Annotated in this window: 16 protein-coding genes; all 16 read left to right on the top strand. The window is 63.3% G+C overall.

All coding sequences use genetic code 11. The features are described 5' to 3' along the window. The first annotated feature begins 135 nt into the window (after positions 1-135). The 16 genes from LB535_RS05055 (at position 136) to LB535_RS04980 (ending at position 15,582) form a co-directional block, all read left to right on the top strand. A complete protein-coding gene (locus tag LB535_RS05055) occupies positions 136-1,452 on the top strand; it encodes an ABC transporter substrate-binding protein (RefSeq protein ID WP_224631392.1) in 1,317 nt (438 codons plus the stop codon). Positions 1,453-1,581: 129 nt separating this feature from the next. After that, complete coding sequence (locus tag LB535_RS05050) at positions 1,582-2,478, top strand: carbohydrate ABC transporter permease (protein WP_224631391.1); 897 nt, start codon at positions 1,582-1,584, stop codon at positions 2,476-2,478. Between the two features lie 2 nt (positions 2,479-2,480). After that, positions 2,481-3,347 carry a carbohydrate ABC transporter permease gene (locus LB535_RS05045; RefSeq protein ID WP_224602374.1) on the top strand — a complete coding sequence of 289 codons (867 nt, stop codon included), beginning with the start codon at positions 2,481-2,483 and terminating at the stop codon, positions 3,345-3,347. Positions 3,348-3,351: 4 nt separating this feature from the next. Further along, the gene (locus LB535_RS05040) at positions 3,352-4,449 is read left to right on the top strand and encodes an ABC transporter ATP-binding protein (protein ID WP_224631390.1); all 1,098 of its coding nucleotides are present in this window, start codon (positions 3,352-3,354) and stop codon (positions 4,447-4,449) included. A 1-nt stretch (position 4,450) separates the two neighbouring features. Further along, positions 4,451-5,563: a mandelate racemase/muconate lactonizing enzyme family protein gene (locus tag LB535_RS05035; protein ID WP_224631389.1), complete on the top strand. Its 1,113-nt coding sequence runs from the start codon at positions 4,451-4,453 to the stop codon at positions 5,561-5,563. A gap of 11 nt (positions 5,564-5,574) precedes the next feature. Then, positions 5,575-5,904 (top strand): L-rhamnose mutarotase, encoded by a 330-nt coding sequence (locus tag LB535_RS05030; protein ID WP_201412971.1) that lies wholly within the window; start codon positions 5,575-5,577, stop codon positions 5,902-5,904. Continuing rightward, positions 5,897-6,970 (top strand): Gfo/Idh/MocA family protein, encoded by a 1,074-nt coding sequence (locus LB535_RS05025; RefSeq protein ID WP_224631388.1) that lies wholly within the window; start codon positions 5,897-5,899, stop codon positions 6,968-6,970. The genes LB535_RS05030 and LB535_RS05025 overlap by 8 nt, the downstream gene beginning before the upstream one ends. Before the next feature lie 8 nt (positions 6,971-6,978). Then, on the top strand, positions 6,979-7,425 hold the full coding sequence (locus LB535_RS05020) for a MaoC/PaaZ C-terminal domain-containing protein (RefSeq protein ID WP_224631387.1): 447 nt from the start codon (positions 6,979-6,981) through the stop codon (positions 7,423-7,425). Between the two features lie 18 nt (positions 7,426-7,443). Next, positions 7,444-8,175 carry an SDR family oxidoreductase gene (locus tag LB535_RS05015; RefSeq protein WP_224631386.1) on the top strand — a complete coding sequence of 244 codons (732 nt, stop codon included), beginning with the start codon at positions 7,444-7,446 and terminating at the stop codon, positions 8,173-8,175. A 52-nt stretch (positions 8,176-8,227) separates the two neighbouring features. After that, a complete protein-coding gene (locus LB535_RS05010; protein ID WP_224631385.1) occupies positions 8,228-9,505 on the top strand; it encodes an L-fuconate dehydratase in 1,278 nt (425 codons plus the stop codon). A gap of 68 nt (positions 9,506-9,573) precedes the next feature. Further along, positions 9,574-10,233: a DUF2161 domain-containing phosphodiesterase gene (locus LB535_RS05005; RefSeq protein WP_224631384.1), complete on the top strand. Its 660-nt coding sequence runs from the start codon at positions 9,574-9,576 to the stop codon at positions 10,231-10,233. 140 nt (positions 10,234-10,373) lie between these two features. After that, entirely contained in the window at positions 10,374-11,105 is a 732-nt protein-coding gene (locus LB535_RS05000; protein ID WP_140688122.1) for a FadR/GntR family transcriptional regulator, read from the top strand. Beyond that, positions 11,102-12,322 (top strand): PLP-dependent transferase, encoded by a 1,221-nt coding sequence (locus tag LB535_RS04995; RefSeq protein WP_224631383.1) that lies wholly within the window; start codon positions 11,102-11,104, stop codon positions 12,320-12,322. Before LB535_RS05000 ends, LB535_RS04995 begins: the two co-directional genes overlap by 4 nt. Positions 12,323-12,347: 25 nt before the next feature. Further along, a complete protein-coding gene (locus tag LB535_RS04990; protein ID WP_224631382.1) occupies positions 12,348-13,625 on the top strand; it encodes an ABC transporter substrate-binding protein in 1,278 nt (425 codons plus the stop codon). A 185-nt stretch (positions 13,626-13,810) separates the two neighbouring features. Then, entirely contained in the window at positions 13,811-14,734 is a 924-nt protein-coding gene (locus tag LB535_RS04985; RefSeq protein WP_224531429.1) for a carbohydrate ABC transporter permease, read from the top strand. Continuing rightward, positions 14,734-15,582: a carbohydrate ABC transporter permease gene (locus LB535_RS04980; protein ID WP_224604069.1), complete on the top strand. Its 849-nt coding sequence runs from the start codon at positions 14,734-14,736 to the stop codon at positions 15,580-15,582. The genes LB535_RS04985 and LB535_RS04980 overlap by 1 nt, the downstream gene beginning before the upstream one ends. Positions 15,583-15,584 lie beyond the last annotated feature (2 nt).

Below are 15,584 nucleotides of genomic sequence, written 5' to 3'. Positions count from 1 at the left end.
ATGCATGAACTTCGTTCCACTGGAAGCACATTCGGCTTGACCCGGGAATGAAAATGCTATTTGCATATGAATGAAGCTCAAGCGATCGATCGCGCACTCGGCAGGGCCGTCGCTGCGAGCCCATGGGAGGAGAACATGACGAGACTGGTTCTAGGCATTTCCGCCGGCCTGGCTGGCCTGCTGCTGAGCGGCACTGCGTTTTCGGCCGATCTGCCCGGCAAATTTCCTGGCGTGACGATCGACGTGAAGCTGATCGGCGGCCAGCAATATGAAAAGCTCTACGAGCGCATCCCCGAATGGGAGAAGGCGACCGGCGCCAAGGTCAACATCCTGACCAAGAAGAACGGCTTCGATATCGACAAGGAGCTGAAGTCGGACATCGCCTCGGGCAGCACCAACTGGTGCGTCGGCTGGAACCATTCTTCCTTCGCGCCGCAATATACCGGCCTTTACACCGACCTCAGCAAGCTCTTGCCGAAGGAAGAGATCGACGCTTTCGTGCCCTCGACGATCAAGGCCGCGACCATCGACGGCAAACTCGAGATGCTGCCGCGCGCGCAGTTCGATGTCTCGGCGCTCTACTACCAGAAGAGCCTCTACGACAACGCCGACAACAAGACCAAGTTCAAGGTCAAATACGGCTATGACCTTGCGCCGCCCGACACCTGGAAGGAAGTCACCGACCAGGCTGAGTTCTTCGCCAACCCGCCCAATTTCTACGGCACGCAGTTCGCCGGCAAGGAAGAGGCGATCAACGGCCGCTTTTACGAGATGGTGGTCGCCGAGGGCGGCGAATATCTCGACAAGGATGGCAAGCCCGTCTTCAATTCCGAGGCCGGTATCCGTGCGCTGGACTGGTTCGTCAATCTTTACAAGGCCAAGGCCGTGCCGGCCGGCACCACCAACTATCTCTGGGACGATCTCGGCCAGGGCTTTGCCTCGGGCACCGTGGCGATCAACCTCGACTGGCCGGGCTGGGCCGGCTTCTTCAACGACCCGAAGTCCTCGAAGGTCGCCGGCAATGTCGGCGTGAAGGTCGCGCCCAAGGGGTCTTCCGGCAAGCGCACCGGCTGGTCGGGTTTCCATGGCTTCTCAGTGACCGAGAACTGCCCGAACAAGGAAGCCGCCGCCTCTCTGGCGTGGTGGCTGACCAATGAGGACAGCCAGAAGCTGGAAGCCGCCGCCGGCCCGCTGCCGACCCGCACCGCGGTTTGGGACTGGGACCTGAAGCAGGCTGAGAACGATCCGTACAAGAAGGAGGTCCTCGCCGCCTTCCAGGAGGAAGCCAAGCACGCCTTCGCCGTGCCGCAGACGCCTGAGTGGATCGAGATCTCCAACGCCGTCTACCCCGAGCTGCAGGCGGCGATCCTTGGCGACAAGACGTCCAAGCAGGCCCTGGACGAGGCGGCCGCCAAGGCGACGCAGATCCTTCAGGACGCCGGCAAGCTCTAAGCAGCACTCCCAAGGCTGCCTCCCCCGTCGTGAATGGGGGAGGCGACAGCGTCTTGTCGCCGCTGACTTTCCGCTCCGGCCGGGGCCATGCCCGTGGCGGCCCGAAATGCAATACACCACAGGATCCTGATGAAGGGCTTCAAGCCATCCGCGCCGTTCCTGCTGCTGCTTCCGGCCATGGTCGTGCTGGCGGCTGTGGTGGTGCTACCGTTGATCCTGTCGCTCTATTCCAGCTTCACGCCCTTCCGCCTGACGCGGCCCGAGACCTTCTTCGTCTTCGTCGGCTTCAGGAACTATCTATCGATCCTCACCAATGCGGATTTCTGGTGGGCCTTCGGCCGCACCGTTCTGTTGCTCACCATCGCGCTGAACCTCGAGATGCTGCTCGGCCTCGGCCTGGCCATGCTGGTCGAGAAGGCAACGCGCGGCCAGCGCATCCTGCGCACGCTGATGATGTTCCCGATGATGTTCTCGCCGATCCTCGTCGGCTTCCAGTTCAAATTCATGTTCAACGACAATATCGGCCTGGTGAACAATGCGCTGCAGTCGCTGGGCATCACTGAGGACGCCATCCCGTGGCTGATCGAAGGCCATCTCGCCTTCATCGCCATCTCGATCGCCGAGATCTGGTCATCGACCTCGATCTTCGCGATTCTGATCCTGGCCGGCCTGCTCGCCATGCCCAAGGAGCCGATCGAGGCGGCGCGCGTCGATGGCTGCACGCCCTGGCAGACCTTCCGCTATGTCACCTGGCCCTTCGTCATGCCCTTCGCCTACATCGCCATGACGATCCGCTCGCTCGATGTCGCGCGAGCCTATGACATCGTCAAGATCATGACCGATGGCGGCCCGGCCGGCCGCACCGAGCTGTTGTGGACGCTGGTCGGGCGCACGGCCTACAGCGATGCCCGCATGGGCCTCGCCAATGCCATGGCCTATTTCTCGATTCTGCTATCGATCGCCTTCACCGTCTATTTCTACAACAAGCTCGCCGCGGCTCGCGCGCAGATCGGCGCTGAGTGGTGAGAATGGACGAGAACGCCTCCGCCCGCCTCACGCGCCGCGCGCTCACCGTCGCGCACCGCGTCGGCCTATTCCTTGCCATGCTGGTGATCTGCCTGCCGGGCATCTGGATCGTGCTGTCGTCGCTGAGGCCCACGGTCGAGATCATGGCCAAGCCGCCGGTCTGGATTCCGCAGCAGCTGTCCGTCGACGCCTATGTCGCCATGTTCAGCGGCATCGGCAAAGGCGGCATCCCGGTGCTCGACTATTTCCGCAACTCGCTGATCATCTCGGTCACCTCGACGGCGATCGCGGTGGCCATCGGCATGGCCGGCGGCTACGCCTTCGCGCGCTACCGCTTCCGCGGCAAGTCGGGCATGTTCCTCGGCCTGATGCTGACGCGCACCGTGCCCGGCATCGCGCTCTCGCTGCCTTTGTTTTTCCTCTATGTGCGGCTGGGCATCATCGACACCCATATCGGCATGATCCTCGCTTATGTCGCGCTCAACGTGCCGTTCACCATCTGGCTGATTGACGGCTTCTTCCGCCAGGTGCCGAAGGACCTTGCCGAAGCAGCCCAGATCGACGGCTGCACGCGCTGGCAGGCCTTCTGGCAGGTCGAGTTTCCGCTGGCGCGTCCTGGCATCGCCTCGGCCGCGATCTTCGCCTTCCTCACCTGCTGGAACGAGTTCGCTTTGGCCTCGCAGCTCACACGTTCCGTCAATTCCAAGACGCTGCCCGTCGGGCTGCTCGACTATACGGCCGAGTTCACCATCGACTGGCGCGGCATGTGCGCGCTGGCCGTGGTGATGATCATCCCGGCCCTGACCCTCACCTATATCGTCCAGAAACACCTCGTCGGCGGCCTGACCTCCGGCGCGGTGAAAGGTTGATTTCATGGCAACGGTTTCGCTGAAACAGCTCACCAAGCGCTACGGCAACATGGAGATCGTGCACGGCATCGATCTCGAGATCGCCGACCGCGAGTTCATCGCGCTGGTCGGCCCGTCCGGCTGCGGCAAGTCGACGACATTGCGCATGATCGCCGGCCTCGAGGACATCAGCGGCGGTATGATCGACATCGGCGGGCGCATGGTCAACGACCTGCCGCCGCGCTCGCGCAACATCTCCATGGTGTTCCAGTCCTATGCGCTCTATCCGCACATGACGGTGCGCGAGAACCTCGCCTTCTCGCTCAAGATCGCGGGTGCGGCCAAGGATGACATGGACCGGCGCGTTGCCGAAGCCTCCGCCATCCTCGGCCTCGACGAGCTGCTTGAGCGCCGCCCCTCGCAGCTCTCGGGTGGCCAACGCCAGCGCGTCGCCATGGGCCGGGCCATCGTGCGCGATCCCGATGTCTTCCTGTTCGACGAGCCGCTCTCCAACCTTGACGCCAAGCTGCGCACGCAGATGCGCACCGAGATCAAGAAGCTGCACGCCAAGGTCAGGTCGACGGTGATCTATGTCACCCACGACCAGGTCGAGGCGATGACGCTGGCCGACCGCATCGTCATCATGCGCTCGGGCCATATCGAGCAGGTCGGCACGCCGGACGAGGTGTTCAGCCGGCCTGCGACCCACTTCGTCGCCGGCTTCATCGGCTCGCCGCCGATGAACCTGCACCAGGCGACGGTGAGCGACGGGCGACTGATGTTCGGTGGCGGCGACAGCCTGCCGCTGCCCGGCCAGTTCAAGTCGAAGACGGCTGCCGGCGACAAGGTCGTGTTCGGCATCCGTCCCGATGATTTCTATCCGACCGGCCACGGCCTGAGCTCAGGCAGCGAAGCGGAAGTCCATCGTATCGAGCTGCCGGTCAGCATCACCGAGCCGCTCGGCAACGAAACGCTGGTCTTCGCCGAGTTCAACGGCACCGACTGGATCTCGCGCATGCTCAATCCCAAGCCGCTGAAAGCAGGTGACAGGATCGGCATGAGCTTCGACCTGAGCCGCGCGCATCTGTTCTCCGCCGAAACCGGCAAGTCGCTGAGGAGCTGACATGGCGAAAATCGAGAAGATCGAGCTGCGCATGGTCGACCTCGTGCCGAAGGTGAAGCGCACCGACGCGATCCAGAGCTTCGTCAGCCAGGAGACGCCGATCGTCACCATCACCGATTCCGACGGCGCATCGGGCACCGGCTACAGCTATACGATCGGCACCGGCGGCTCGTCGGTGATGCGGCTTCTGGCCGACCATCTTGCGCCGCGCCTGATCGGCCGCGACGCCGACCGGATCGAGGCGATCTGGCACGATCTCGAATTCGCCACCCACGCCACCACCATCGGCGCCATCACCGCGATTGCGCTGGCCGCGATCGATACCGCCCTTTGGGACCTGCGGGCGAGAAAACAGAACCTGCCGCTCTGGAAGCTTGCCGGCGGCGCCAAGGACCGCTGCCCGCTCTACACCACAGAGGGGGGCTGGCTGCATATCGAAACGGCCGCACTGGTCGACGATGCACTGGAAGCGAAGGCCAAGGGCTTTAGCGGCTCCAAGGTGAAGATCGGCAAGCCGCACGGTTCAGAGGATGTCGCGCGGCTGTCGGCGGTGCGCAAGGCGGTCGGCGACGGCTACGAGATCATGACCGATTGCAATCAGGGCTTTTCCGTCGACGAGGCGATCCGCCGCGCCGAGCGGTTGCGCGATCTCGATCTCGCCTGGATCGAGGAGCCGCTGCCGGCAGACGACATCGACGGCCATGTGCGGCTGTCGAACTCGACCGCGACGCCGATCGCCGTCGGCGAGTCGCTCTATTCGATAAGGCATTTTCGCCAGTACATGCAGAAAGGCGGCTGCAACATCATCCAGGTTGATGTCGGCCGCATCGGCGGCATCACCCCGTGGCTGAAAGTCGCCCACGCGGCCGAGGCCTTCGACATGCCGGTCTGCCCGCATTTCCTGATGGAACTGCACGTCAGCCTGGTCTGCGCCATCCAGAACGGCAAATATGTCGAATATATTCCGCAGCTCGACGAGTTGACGGGCGACAAGATGCGCATCGAGAATGGCCATGCGCTGGCGCCCAGTGAGCCCGGCCTCGGCATCGACTGGGATTGGGACGCCGTGAAGGCAAAGAGCATCGCCGAGTTCACCACGGCGATCGTGAAATAGGGAGACGGATGATGCAGCGGATGGGAATGGTACTGGGCCTAAAGCCTGAGAAGGTCGAGGAATATGTCCGCCTTCACGCTGCCGTCTGGCCGGACGTTCTCGCCATGATCTCGGCCTGCAACATCAAGAACTATTCGATCTACCTGAAGCGGCCGGAGAACCTGCTTTTCTCCTATTTCGAATATCACGGCACCGACTACGCCGCCGACATGGCCAAGATGGCCGCCGACCCCAAGACGCAGGAATGGTGGTCCGTTTGCATGCCCTGTCAGGAGCCGCTTGAGACGCGGAAGGAAGGCGAGTGGTGGGCGTCGATGGACGAGGTCTTCCATCATGACTGATGCCTTTGATCCGGCATCGCTGGCGCAGTCCTGGCCAAAGCCTTTAAAACCCCGCTCGATCGTGACGTTCGGCGCCGGCTCGATCGTCGGCGACGCGCATTTTCCCGCCTATCGTAAGGCCGGCTTCCCGATTTCCGGCCTCTACGATCCGGACCGGGCCAAGGCGCAAAAATTGGCCGAGACATGGGGCGTGACGGCGTTCCGTTCGGTCGAGGAAGCGGCTGCGGTAAAGGACGCGATCTTCGATCTCGCCACCCCGCCGGGCCGGCATGTCGAGGTGCTGAACGCTTTGCCGGATGGCGCTGTAGCGCTGATCCAGAAGCCGATGGGCAATTATCTCGGCGAGGCGACGGAGATCCTCGAAATCTGCCGCGCCAAGCAGCTCAAGGCGGCGGTCAATTTCCAGCTCCGCTTCGCGCCGATGATGCTGGCGCTGAAGGACGGCATTGCCAAGGGATGGCTAGGCGAGGTGGTGGATTTCGACGCGCTGCTGGCGCTCGACACGCCTTGGCAGCTGTGGGAATTCCTGCTCAAGGCGCCGCGCGTCGAGATCGCCATGCATTCGATCCATTATCTCGACCTGATCCGCCAGCTTCTCGGCAATCCGCTTGGCGTGCATGCCAAGACGCTCGGCCATCCCCATCACAAGGTCGCGCAGACCCGCACCAGCGCCATCCTCGACTATGGCGATACGGTGCGCTGCGCGCTCTCGATCAACCACGACCACAAATTCGGGCGCCGCCACCAGGCTTGCGAGTTCCGCATCTGCGGCACCGAGGGCGCAGCCTATGTCAAGCTCGGCCTCAACCTCGACTATCCGCGCGGCGAGCCGGACATTCTGGAAATCTATCCGAAAGGCAGGTCGGAGTGGGTCACCGTGCCGCTCGCCGGCGAATGGTTCCCCGATGCCTTTGTCGGCCGCATGGCCAATGTTCAGCGCTTCGCATCCGGCGAAGACGCGGAGCTGGTCAGCTCCGTCGAGGACGCCTGGCACACCATGGCGCTGGTCGAGGCCGCCTATAAATCGAGTGCCGCGCCGGCGACGCCGCTGGCTGCAAAGCCGTAAGGCCGGACATGGAACAGACCACCTATTTCGAGGACTACGAGATCGGCTCGTCGCGCCTCACCAGCGGCCGCACCATCACCGAGACGGACTTCGTCGTCCATGCTGGCCACACCGGCGATTTCTTCCCGCATCACATGGATGCCGAGTTCATGAAGACCACGCCCTTCGGCCAGCGCATCGCGCATGGCACGCTGGTCTTCTCGGTCGGTGTCGGGCTGACGGCGAGCGTCGTCAACCCGGTCGCCTTCTCTTACGGCTACGACCGGCTGCGCTTCATCAAGCCGGTCTTCATCGGCGATACGATCCGCACGCGCACCACCATCGCCGCCAAGGAAGACGATCCGAAACGGCCAAACGCGGGACGCGTCGTTGAACACGTCGAGGTTTTGAACCAGCGCGACGAGGTCGTGCTGGCGGCGGATCACATCTATATCGTCGAGCGACTGCCCGGCTGAAAGACGGAGACAAAGAACATGGCGGATATCACTGGCAAGGTCGTGGTCGTCACGGCGGCCGCGCAGGGCATCGGACGGGCAAGCGCGCTGGCTTTCGCCAAGGCCGGCGCGATCGTCCATGCCACCGACATCAACGAGGCGGCCTTGGCCGAGCTTGGCAAGACGCCTGGCATCACGACGCGAAAACTCGACGTGCTGAACGACGAGGCGGTGAAGGCCGCCTTCGCCGAGATCGGCCAAGTCGACGTGCTGTTCAACTGCGCCGGCTTCGTCCATGCCGGCTCAATCCTGGAGATGAAGGACGAGGATCTCGACTTTGCCTTCAATCTTAATGTGCGCGCCATGATCCGGACCATCCGCGCCGTGCTGCCCGGCATGCTGGAGCGCGGCGATGGCTCGATCATCAACATGGCGTCGGTGGCTGGCGCCCCGAAGGGCGTGCCGAACCGCTTCGCCTATGGCGTGACCAAGGCGGCCGTGATCGGCCTGACCAAGTCGATTGCCGCCGATTATGTCGCCAAGGGCGTCCGCTGCAACGCCATCTGCCCGGGCACCGTCGAGAGTCCCTCGCTCCAGGGCCGCATGCAGGCGCAGGGCGACTATGAGGCCGCGCGCGCCGCCTTCATCGCGCGTCAGCCGATGGGCAGGATCGGCACGCCGGAGGAGATCGCCGACCTTGCGGTCTACCTGGCCGGCGCCACCTATACGACCGGGCAGGCCTATAATATCGACGGCGGCTGGTCGATCTGAGGCCGTTTCGGCCGCCAGTTGAGTTGTGAGGCAAGCCAGTTACGAGGCAGCAATGACCAAAATCACAGACCTCAGGACCTTCGACCTGCGCTTCCCGACATCGCAAAGCCTCGACGGCTCGGACGCGATGAATCCGGACCCGGATTACTCGGCTGCCTATGTCATTCTCGACACCGATGTTCCGCCGCTGAAAGGCCATGGCCTCACCTTCACCATCGGTCGTGGCAACGAGATCTGCTGCGCGGCGATCGAAGCGCTGCGCCACCTCGTCGTGGGGCTCGATCTCGACTGGGTGAAAGAGGATCCCGGCCGCTTCTGGCACCACGTGACCGGCGACAGCCAGCTGCGCTGGATCGGGCCGGACAAGGGCGCCATGCATCTTGCGGTTGGCGCGGTGGTCAATGCTGTCTGGGATCTCTGGGCCAAGGAAGCCGGAAAGCCGGTCTGGCGGCTGGTCGCAGAGATGAGCCCGGAAGAGATCGTGCGCATCGTCGATTTCCGCTACCTCACCGACGCCATCACGCCCGCCGAGGCGCTGGCGATCCTGAAGAAGGCCGAGACGGGCAAGGCCGAGCGCATCGCCACGCTCGAGCGCGAAGGCTATGCCTGCTACACCACCTCTGCCGGCTGGCTCGGCTATCCTGACGAGAAGCTCAGGCGCCTTTGCCAGGAGGCGGTCGACGATGGCTTCAACCACATCAAACTCAAGGTCGGCCGCGACCGCGCCGACGACATCCGCCGTCTCAGGATCGCCCGCGAGGTCATCGGCCCGGACCGTTATTTGATGATCGACGCCAACCAGGTCTGGGAGGTCGACCAGGCGATCGACTGGCTCAAGGACCTCGCCTTCGCGAAACCCTTCTTCATCGAGGAGCCGACCAGCCCGGACGACATCGCCGGCCACGCCAAGATCCGCAAGGCTGTCGCGCCGATCAAGGTCGCGACCGGCGAGATGTGCCAGAACCGCATCATGTTCAAGCAGTTCATCGCCGGCGGCGCGATCGACGTCGTGCAGATCGATTCCTGCCGCATGGGCGGGCTGAACGAGGTTCTGGCGGTGCTTCTGATCGCCGCCAAATACCGCCTGCCGGTCTGGCCGCATGCCGGCGGCGTCGGTCTATGCGAATATGTCCAGCATCTGTCGATGATCGACTATATCGCGGTGTCGGGCAGCAAGGACGGACGGGTGATCGAATATGTCGATCACCTGCATGAACATTTCATCGAACCCTGCGTGATCCGCGATGCCGCCTATATGCCGCCCCGTGCGCCCGGCTTCTCGATCGAGATGAAGGCACAGTCAATCGAGGACTACCTGCATCGGCCCTGAAAGGTGACGCTGCAAACTGTTACTACGCCCGCGCGACTGGACCGCTGCGAATCGGCTATGCCTGCCGAATGCAGGAGACTTCCCTCTACGAGCCGGTGAAGCGGTTCCTCGAGAGCCTGGATTTCGCCGTCAAGGGCGAGATCGGCGGCTGCGACGTGGTCGGCGTGCGTGCCGGCGAGCCGCCGGTTGTCGTCATCTGCGAGTTGAAGCTGCAGTTCAACCTCGAGCTCGTCCTGCAAGCCGTCGACCGCGCGGCGGCCTGCGACGAGGTGTGGCTTGCCGCCTATATGTCGGCGCGCGGCAAGGGCCGCGAGCATGACCGCCGCTTCCGCGCGCTCTGCCGCCGCCTCGGCTTCGGCCTGCTAGGCGTCGGCAAGAAGGGCGAGGTGGAGCTGCTGCTCAGTCCGGCCGCCTTGCCGCCGCGCCGGGATCCCAGGCGGCGCTCACGCCTAGTCGAGGAGCATCACCGCCGCAAGGGCGATCCGTCCATCGGCGGCAGCACGCGCAAGAAGCCGATCATGACCGCCTACCGGCAGGAAGCGCTGGCCTGCGCCGCCGCCCTGGCCGACGGTCCGAAACGGCCGCGCGATCTCAAGGCGCTTTCGCCGCGCGCCGCCAGCATCCTGCAGCACAATTACTATGGCTGGTTCGCCCGCGCCGAGCGCGGCATCTATGCACTGACAGAAGCCGGCCTTGCCGCCATCGGACCTTTGCCGGCGACGTTGTAAGGACGATTTGCCGACTTACCATTCCGCGTTGTAACCGGAAAACCGCCATTCGGCGTCGGGCCTGGTTTCGGTTGTTGACTCATCTTTCCGCATGTGCAGAAATTGGTTGGACCATTGAACCACTTTCAGGCCCAGCCGGCGTGACCGATTTCCTTCCGCCCATCCAGACGACGGCGCGCGACGACGCGGTGCTGAAGGCCTTGGCGGGGTTCGTGCGGCAGGAGGCTCTGGGTCCCGGCGAGAAGCTGCCGACGGAGCGCATCCTCGCCGAACGCCTCAAGGTCAGCCGCAACACGGTGCGTGAGGCGCTGACGCGCTGGGAAGGCCTCGGCCTGGTCGAGCGGCGGCAGGGTTCGGGCACCTACCTCAAGGCCGCCGTCTCGCCCGATATGCTGCACATGCCGCTGACTTTAGCCGGTGGCAATGATTTCGCCGGCCTGATGTCCACGCTTGAGATCCGGCGCGCGCTGGAAGCGGAGGCCGCCGCCCTCTGCGCCATTCGTGCCGGCAAAGCCGAGCTCGCCGAGATCGAGCGCAAGCTCGACCTCATGGAAGAGGCCTTCCAGACCCGCGCCGGGATGTCCTCGGACGAGGATTGGGAATTCCACCAGGCGATCTTCCGCGCTTCCGGCAATCCGCTATTCGAGCAGATCATCGCCGCCATGTACGAGCTGTTCCACCGCTTCTGGGAGCATCCTCTCGGCGTGCGCGACTTCGGCCATGCCAGTTTTCCTTATCACCGGACCATCTTCAATTGCATCGCCGCGCGTGACCCCGATGGCGCTCGCGCCGAGGCGCTAAAACTCATCGCCACCGTCGAGGACGATTTGAAGCGCGGCGCTGCCAACCTCAAACTTTCGGACCGCAGATGAACGAGCAGCCCAGCACTTTCGACCCGGCCTCGATGGCCAGCGACTATCTCGGCGAGGCGGCGACGCTTCTGGCGCATGACGATCCGTTTCCCGACGGTGCGGTGGTGCCGCCGATCTACCAGACGTCGCTGTTCACCTTCGCCAACTATGCCGACATGGCCGACACCTTCGCCGGACGGCGAAAGCAGCCGATCTATTCGCGCGGCGACAACCCGACGGTGATGGAATTCGAAGCGCGTGTCGCGGCGCTCGAAGGCGCGGAGGCCGCGCGCGGCTTTTCCAGCGGCATGGCGGCGATCAGCGCCACAGTGCTCGCCTTTGTCGGCGCCGGCGAGCGCATGGTTGCCGTGCGCAACTGCTATGGCGACGCCTACCGCTTGTTCGAGCGGCTGTTCCCGCGCTTGCACATCAAGGTCGATTATGTCGACGGCTCCGATCCCGACGCGGTTGCCGCGGCACTTCCCGGCGCCAAGCTGCTCTACCTCGAAAGTCCGACCTCGATGATGTTCGAGCTGCAGGACCTGGAGCATCTGACGCGGCTGGCGAAGGAGCAGGGCATCGTCACCACCATCGACAATTCCTGGGCCACCCCCGTCTTCCAGAAGCCGATCTCGCATGGCGTCGACCTGGTGCTGCATTCGGCCTCGAAATATCTGGGCGGCCACAGCGACACCGTCGCAGGTGTGGTGGCGGGCTCGGCGGCCCACATCAAGCACATCAACGAACAGACCTATTCGCAGCTTGGCGGCAAGCTGTCGCCCTTCGAAGGCTGGCTGTTGCTGCGCGGCCTGCGCACGCTGCCGCTGCGCCTGCCGCATCACATGAAGAGCGGCCTCATCATTGCCGAGCGGCTGAAGGCGCATGGCAAGGTCGAGCGGGTCAACCACCCCGCCTATTCCAACCACCCCGGCAAGAAGACTTTAGCCGGCTATGCCGGCCTGTTCTCCTTCGAGGTCACCGAGGATGTCGACATCCCGGCCTTCGTCGACGCGCTGAAATATTTCCGCATCGGCGTCAGCTGGGGCGGCCATGAAAGCCTGGTCGTGCCGGCAAAAGCCTCGCTCGAGCAGACGCCGGGCATCAATTCGATGGCGCGCTTCGGCGTCAGCCCCCGAACCATCCGCTTCAATGTCGGATTGGAAAATGTCGAGGACCTCTGGGCCGACATCGCCCAAGCCTTCGACAAAAGTAAAGCCTTCGACAAATCAAAAAAATAGTCGTCCAAAAATGGGAGTCCCGAAGATGAAAAGACTGACCTTCCTGTTTGCCGCCGTGGCCGGCCTGGCGATTTCCGCCAGCGGCGCGCTGGCCGATACCACCATCAAGCTGGTCGAGGTCATCACCAGCCCGCCGCGCACCGAATTCCTGAAGAAGCAGATTGCCGAATTCGAGACGGCGAACCCGGGCATCAAGGTGGAGGTGGTCTCGCTGCCCTGGGGCCAGGCCTTCGAGAAGTTTCTCACCATGGTACAGGCCGGTGACACGCCCGACGTCGTCGAGATGCCGGAACGCTGGATGGGCCTCTATGCCAACAACGGCCAGCTCGAGGATCTCGGTCCCTTCATGGCCAAATGGCCCGACGCCAAGACGCTCGGCGATCGCGCCAAGCAGTTCGGCTCGACCGTCAACAACACCCAGTTCATGATCCCCTATGGCTATTATGTGAACGCGCTGTTCTGGAACAAGAAGCTGTTCAAGGAAGCCGGACTGGACCGTCCGCCGGCAAACCTCGACGAGTTCGTCTCCTTCTCCAAGAAGATCTCCGCCATTCCCGGCAAATATGGCTACTGCCTGCGCGGGGGTCCCGGCGCCTTCAACGGCATGCACATGTTCATGAACATCGCCGACGGCAAGGGCGGCTATTTCACCGACGACGGCGTCTCGACCATCAATGACGAAGGCTCGGTCAAGGGTCTGCAGATGCTGGCCGACATGTACAAGAACGGTCTGGCGCCGAAAGATTCCGTGAGCTGGGGCTTCAACGAGACGGTGACCGGCTTCTATTCCGGCACCTGCGCCATGCTAAACCAGGATCCGGACGCGCTGCTCGGCATCGCCGACAAGATGAGCGCCGACGACTTCGCGGTCGCGCCGCTCCCCGTGGGTCCGAGCGGCAAATCCTACCCGACGCTCGGCTATGCCGGCTGGGCGATGTTCGCCAATTCCCAACACAAGGATGAGGCCTGGAAACTGATGGCGACGCTGCTGTCGCCCAAGGACAATCTGGAATGGGCCAAGGAAGTCGGCGTCGTGCCGATCCACAACGGCGCTGACCAGGACGCCCATTTCAAGACCGAGCAGTTCAAGGGCTGGTTCACCGAGCTCAGCGACAGCTCCAAATACGAAATGGTGACGCCGCCGACGCATCTGGAGAACCTCGGCAACTTCGTCGACCAGGTGGCGATCAAGAATTTTCAGGAAGTGCTGCTCGGCCAGAAGCCGGCCAAGGATGTCGCCGACGAATGGGCGAAGTTCCTGACCAAGGAACAGCAGGACTGGCTGGCAAAAAACAAGAAGTGAGCTTCTTTCCTTCTCCCCGTTTACGGGGAGAAGGTGTCACGAAGTGACGGATGAGGGGCGGCGCCACACCTTCATAAGTTCGCGCTGCCCCTCATCTGCCTGCCGGCATCTTCTCCCCGTTGAACGGGGAGAAGGACGCTGTCGCCGTCCCCGGCACCCACTCACCACCGTAGAGCCAAAAACTTATGACCTACGCCGTCTCCGAAATCCGATCCGCCGCCCGGCCGCGAAAGCAACGGCTGAGCAAGGCCGCGATCGAGCCGTGGCTCTATCTATCGCCTGCGATCGTCCTGCTGGTCCTGGTGCTATTGGTGCCGCTGATCATCGGCATCAGCTATTCCTTCCGCAAATTCTCGGCCTTCAAGTCGCAATATGTTGGCCTCGCCCAATACCAGGCGATGCTCTCCGACCAGGTGCTCGGCCAGGCGCTGATCAACACGTTGTGGTGGACGGTCGCCAGCCTGTTCTTTCAGTTCTTCCTTGGCCTGGGTCTCGCGCTGCTGCTCGACAAGCCTTTCTACGGCCGCAAGGTCGTCCAGGCGGTGGTATTCCTGCCCTGGGCGGTGCCGTCCTTTCTCTCAGGCCTCACCTGGGCCTGGCTGTTCAACCCTATCATCGGGCCGCTGCCGCATTGGCTGTTCGCGCTTGGCCTGAAGGCGGAGCCGACCAACGTGTTGTCCGATCCCGCCACCGCCATGTGGGGGCCGATCGTCGCCAACATCTGGTTCGGCATCCCGTTCTTCGCCATCACGCTGCTGGCGGCGCTGAAGTCGATCCCCTCCGAGTTGCATGAGGCGGCGGCCATCGACGGCGCTTCGCCCTGGCAGCGCTTCACCAAGGTGACGCTGCCCTTCCTGGCGCCGACCATCGTCATCACCGTCATGCTGCGCACCATCTGGATCGCCACCTTCGCCGATCTGATCTTCGTCATGACCGAGGGCGGGCCGGCGGGCTCGACCAGCACGGTGCCGGTCTACATCTATGTCAGCGCCTTCAAGTCCCTCGACAAAGGCTACGCCTCGGCGGTTGCGGTGCTGCTTCTGGTGCTGCTCATCGCCTACGCCATCGGCCTGATCGCCATCCGCCGCACCCTGGTGAGGCACGTCTGATGATCGCCGGTCGCTCCACCACTTCGCGAATCTTCGGCGGCATCGGTCTCTACGGCGCTATCGCGGCCTACGTGATCTTCGCGCTGTTTCCGATCTTCTGGACGCTGAAGATCTCGGTGACGCCCGAACGCCTGCTCTATTCCGAAGGCATCACCTTCTGGCCGTCGCAGACGACCTTTCAGAACTTCGCCACCGTGCTCGAGGCCTCCGACTTTCCGCGCTATTTCCTCAACAGCGTCATCGTCTCGGTGTCGACGGCCGCCTTTGTCACCGTCATCGCCACGCTTGCCGGCTATGCCATGTCGCGCTTCACTTTCCGCGGCAAGGCGACTTTGGCGATCCTGTTGCTGCTCACCCAGACCTTCCCGCTGGTCATGGTCATTCCGCCGATCTACCGCATCATGGGCGACCTCGGCCTCACCAACAGCCTGATCGGCCTGATCATTATCTACACCGCCTTCAACACCGCCTTCGCAACCTTCCTGATGCAGTCCTTCTTCGACGGCATCCCGAAAGACCTGGAGGAAGCGGCGATGATTGACGGCTGCACCCGCGCGCAGGCGATGCGCCGGGTGATCGTGCCGCTGACCTTGCCCGGCATGGGCGCGACGCTGGGCTTCGTCTTCACCGCCGCCTGGAGCGAGTTGCTGTTCGCGCTGATGCTGATCTCCAGCGACGAGCAGAAGACCTTCGCCGTCGGCCTGCTCACCTTCATCGGCAAGTTCGCCGTCGACTGGGGGCAGATGATGGCGGCCTCCATCCTGGCGCTGATCCCGGTCTGCGTCTTCTTCGCTTTCCTGCAACGCTATCTCGTCACCGGCCTCACCGCCGGCGCGGTCAAAGGATAAAA

Origin of the sequence: Mesorhizobium sp. CA10, assembly GCF_020165285.1 — a bacterium.
In the GTDB taxonomy this organism is placed as follows: domain Bacteria; phylum Pseudomonadota; class Alphaproteobacteria; order Rhizobiales; family Rhizobiaceae; genus Mesorhizobium.
Note: the sequence above shows the minus strand (reverse complement) of the source record. Positions and strands in the feature narration are given on the sequence as shown.

Bases quoted from the DNA above. Each gene is read 5' to 3' on its own strand.
- LB535_RS04990 (WP_224631382.1), top strand. From the start codon at position 12,348: ATGAAAAGACTGACCTTCCTGTTTGCCGCCGTGGCCGGCCTGGCGATT.
- LB535_RS04985 (WP_224531429.1), top strand. From the start codon at position 13,811: ATGACCTACGCCGTCTCCGAAATCCGATCCGCCGCCCGGCCGCGAAAG.
- LB535_RS05045 (WP_224602374.1), top strand. From the start codon at position 2,481: ATGGACGAGAACGCCTCCGCCCGCCTCACGCGCCGCGCGCTCACCGTC.
- LB535_RS05005 (WP_224631384.1), top strand. From the start codon at position 9,574: ATGCAGGAGACTTCCCTCTACGAGCCGGTGAAGCGGTTCCTCGAGAGC.
- LB535_RS05025 (WP_224631388.1), top strand. From the start codon at position 5,897: ATGACTGATGCCTTTGATCCGGCATCGCTGGCGCAGTCCTGGCCAAAG.
- LB535_RS05030 (WP_201412971.1), top strand. From the start codon at position 5,575: ATGCAGCGGATGGGAATGGTACTGGGCCTAAAGCCTGAGAAGGTCGAG.
- LB535_RS05010 (WP_224631385.1), top strand. From the start codon at position 8,228: ATGACCAAAATCACAGACCTCAGGACCTTCGACCTGCGCTTCCCGACA.
- LB535_RS05020 (WP_224631387.1), top strand. From the start codon at position 6,979: ATGGAACAGACCACCTATTTCGAGGACTACGAGATCGGCTCGTCGCGC.
- LB535_RS04980 (WP_224604069.1), top strand. From the start codon at position 14,734: ATGATCGCCGGTCGCTCCACCACTTCGCGAATCTTCGGCGGCATCGGT.
- LB535_RS05050 (WP_224631391.1), top strand. From the start codon at position 1,582: ATGAAGGGCTTCAAGCCATCCGCGCCGTTCCTGCTGCTGCTTCCGGCC.
- LB535_RS05015 (WP_224631386.1), top strand. From the start codon at position 7,444: ATGGCGGATATCACTGGCAAGGTCGTGGTCGTCACGGCGGCCGCGCAG.
- LB535_RS05035 (WP_224631389.1), top strand. From the start codon at position 4,451: ATGGCGAAAATCGAGAAGATCGAGCTGCGCATGGTCGACCTCGTGCCG.
- LB535_RS05055 (WP_224631392.1), top strand. From the start codon at position 136: ATGACGAGACTGGTTCTAGGCATTTCCGCCGGCCTGGCTGGCCTGCTG.
- LB535_RS05040 (WP_224631390.1), top strand. From the start codon at position 3,352: ATGGCAACGGTTTCGCTGAAACAGCTCACCAAGCGCTACGGCAACATG.
- LB535_RS04995 (WP_224631383.1), top strand. From the start codon at position 11,102: ATGAACGAGCAGCCCAGCACTTTCGACCCGGCCTCGATGGCCAGCGAC.